At 63.6% G+C, this 3,535-nt stretch carries 2 protein-coding genes and 1 pseudogene; 2 read left to right on the plus strand and 1 reads right to left on the minus strand.

What is annotated here, in order from left to right; all coding sequences use genetic code 11:
* Window positions 1-949 precede the first annotated feature (949 nt).
* Together AB0J46_RS51310 and AB0J46_RS51315 are read left to right on the plus strand one after the other, a co-directional pair.
* Window positions 950-1,047 (plus strand): annotated as a pseudogene (locus AB0J46_RS51310) (transposase); the annotation flags it as partial.
* 1,295 nt (window positions 1,048-2,342) lie between these two features.
* The gene (locus AB0J46_RS51315) at window positions 2,343-2,558 is read left to right on the plus strand and encodes a hypothetical protein (RefSeq protein WP_364344630.1); all 216 of its coding nucleotides are present in this window, start codon (window positions 2,343-2,345) and stop codon (window positions 2,556-2,558) included.
* A gap of 22 nt (window positions 2,559-2,580) precedes the next feature.
* Here the strand turns inward: AB0J46_RS51315 and AB0J46_RS51320 are convergent, their stop codons facing one another.
* Complete coding sequence (locus AB0J46_RS51320) at window positions 2,581-2,841, minus strand: hypothetical protein (RefSeq protein ID WP_364344633.1); 261 nt, start codon at window positions 2,839-2,841, stop codon at window positions 2,581-2,583.
* Between the last annotated feature and the right edge of the window lie 694 nt (window positions 2,842-3,535).

Raw genomic sequence — 3,535 nt, forward strand, 5'->3', positions numbered from 1 at the left:
CAGCAGCCTGGGCTACCGTAGCCCCGCCGACTACGAGGCTGCCGCAGCAGCCTGAACACCACAACGATGGTGTCCGTCAAAGCGGAACAAGCTCAACACCACCCGTACATCACTCATAGAACAAATCTACTTTCGTCGCCCTCCACCACGAGAACCGAGAGGTCACCTCTCTCGTCCCCTCCTCAGCCCGCCCTCCCCCAGGCCCTGAGACCGCGCCCTCGCCACAGACTCAGCCCCGCACAGCACATGCCGCAAGCCACTCAACACGCCCCAGAGTCGATGGACCTTCCCCTTAACCAACTCACGGAGAACGAGCCAGCCATCAGCGACCACTCCCGACTAACCCCGAGACCTCTGAGGAAGCAGAAATACAGCTCGTCCACAACCCCAAACCCGCACCGAGCGCATTCAGGCTTTTGACGTGCAGACCACAACGACGAGCGCCCCGTATTCCACCCGAACCAGCGCCAACCCCCTCGCACTACACCAAGACCAGCACGCTCTACCCCGCCGGAAAGTCACCCCAATCTAGGCAGTCACGCCCCCATCAGGACAAAACTCATCTTGCATCAGCAGAATTGCCTCACCCTCAGCCAGCACACTCCACCTTTACTCACCCTTACTTCAAGCAAGCCCCAAGGAACTTCTACAACCGCACATCAGATACCACAAAGCGGCATTACCATCCCACCACGCCCTCAACAACATCACCCTTGATAGGCTGCGACCTATCACCCAAATCCCCAGGCATTTTCACCGTTCCCACCCCCGCTCACACACTTCCAGCCGAAGAACGCTCCAAAGAGCCCCTTACCATTCCCCTCAGATCCCGCTAAATACTGAGCCGTGGCAACACGTAGCGACTTGACCGACAAAGCATGAGACCGGATCGCCCCCTACTCCCGTCCAGCCGTCCAGCGCAGGCCCTGGTCGCCCCTGGCGTGGACACCGGCAAGTAGTGAACGGAATCCTTTGGCGCTCCGAGACCGGATCGACCTGGCGAGAAATCCCAAACGCTACGGCCCCTGGCAAACCTGCTACAAACGCCGGACCGAGGATGGAACATGGGCACGGGTCCTAGCGGAAGCACAAGCCGAAGAAAACCCCACCCCTCCCCCGAGCACCCACTCACACACACCCTCCAACCCACACAACCCAGAACCCTCAAAAGACTCAAATCCCACTAGACAACCCCTCAAACTTGCAGCAATTGCACCCAAGACGCAAAAAGCACCTAGTCTCACTCGCCCTGAACCGTCCACCTTCGCCATTCCACCAGCATCAAGATAAGAATTCGCTACCACAACTAGGCCACCGGCTAGTAATCTTCACCCTGAGCAAGCCGAAACAGCAAACAGCTCCACACCCACCTGTTCAAGTAGGACAGTTAGATCCGATACCGGATCCCATAGACACCCGCGCGGGCACTTAGAATCCCCCTCCATTTTGCCCGCGCGGGCACCTACCAGTTCCTCCACTCCGGCCCGCGCGGGCACCAACCCCTACACCTGTGCCCGCGCGGGCCGCCCCTTTGGGGTCGTGCAATGCCGCACAAACCCACCATCGATGTTCACACCCAAGACCCACGAGCGCGTAAGCCCTGCCCCCAGCAGTCGATAGGACAGCGGGCGGGCACCAAGTCCCCTCCACCGAAGGGACAACCGCCTCCATCACGACCAAACAGACCCTGTAACGCACCCGAGCATGTCCATCCTCAGTACGCTCCCATGCCGCTTGCGCCGCCCCCTGCGTGCTGCCCCCATCGAGCCATCGGCCAACGACTCCAGCGGCACCTCTCCGAAACTAGGCATGCATTTGCACGCCTCAGCACCGACATCACGCGGCAGCGGAAACCCTCCGGCTGCCCCCGGCTCCCCTACGCCGGAACACTTTCCCTCGGCGCCCGCCGATGCCGACACAGTCGACAAACACACCTCCCGGTCGAACCCGCTGTCCCTGACACCTGACTCGGTCGACGCGAATCGCCCCAGTACCGCCCATCTGAAGCCGAGAACCAAGAGCACCCTCAGCGGCGGAGACGCCGCCGCGTCTTCACTGCGTAGCCATGATCGAGCCTGATCGGTACCTACGCCCCGCCTTCGCCTCACATAAGGTCCTAAGCAGCCGAGAATCGATCAAGGCCGATTGCCACGCATCCGGCAGATGATGGCTCCCACAGCAACCTGAACCCGCCGCCGAAACCCGCCCGACTACCCAGAAGCAATTGCGAAGGGGGCAGCTCTCCTGGAGTGAGCGGTTCCACGAGCGTGGGTCGTGTGGCGGGTGCCGAAGTTCATGCACCGGCGAGGACCTTCGGGGGGGTTGGACCGTCATCTCTTGATGTGAGCGATGAGGTGCAGAACGATCGGTTCCGGCATCTGCCGGAGCGGCCCGACCCGGCCACGTGGCGGTCCGGCGTGGACGAGGAGCCGCTGCCGCAGGTCATCCTCGAGCCGGCGGCGGCGGAAGACACCGGCCTGCGCTGGGTGGCGCCCGAACTCGAAGCGGCACGGCAGATCAGCGACGCGATCGTACGGCGCCGCAATTTCCGTGGCTGAACCGGACAAGGTGTAGCTCGTTTCAGCAACTGAAGCGATCAAGCCGTAACGGCATATCCATCCGGGTAGCCGCTCTGATGGACAGGCTCGTGCTGCCGGGCGATATGAAACTCCAGTACTCCTCCAGATGCCCGTTGGCGACCAGCACGCGAAGCTTCAACACCGCCTCGGCCCCCGCAAGGCCCACCGCGCCCCGGCCAGGCCTGCCGAACCTGTCGGCGATCAGCTGACGGCACGCGCCCTCGACCACTCCGGCCGCGATCGACCATCCTGCCTCCAGCACCTGGCCATACCGCAGATGCCCGGCAATGTTGGACAGATAGCGAATGCCCGCGTCGATGCCGCCACGATGCCGCGCCTCAGCCGTGGCGGCCTGCGCGGTCAGCGTGGCGCTGACCTGGCCGGTGTGCCCTTCCAGCAGGGCCAGGGCATCCCCGGTGCCCTAGTCCTCCGCGACCGGCGCCGCGGGCGGGTGCCAACTTCCGCGCAGCAGCCCATAACTTCTCAAGCACATGCACGAAATCGATCAGGATGTGGACGCAGATGCGGCGCCGAGCAGCTTCGGCGGTGATCAGGTCGAGCTGATGGCGGGCCCCGTCGACGAGCACGCCCCAGGGACAGACATGCGCGAGATCACGGCCCTCAGCATGGTCGAACACCTTGGGATCACAGGGCCGGGGCACGGTGATGAGCGAGCCACGCAGCACCTTGCGCGTCGCGTTCGACCGGGCCGCGGCAGGCACGCCCAGATCACCCACCCAGTACGGCGATCACATCGTACGGCCGCCGCGGCCCGGTTCGGCGTCGTAGACCACCCCAGCGTCGCCGTCCATTTGCGCGCCGGCCTCTCCCCGACCACCAACCACGTCCAGAACACGCCCCAAGCACTCACCTCCCCCAGCCACCAACCACGTCCGGAACACGGCCCAAGCACTCACCTCCCCCAGCCACCAACCACGTCCGGAACACGGCCCAAG

This window comes from Nonomuraea sp. NPDC049758 (assembly GCF_040674635.1).
Lineage (GTDB): Bacteria > Actinomycetota > Actinomycetes > Streptosporangiales > Streptosporangiaceae > Nonomuraea.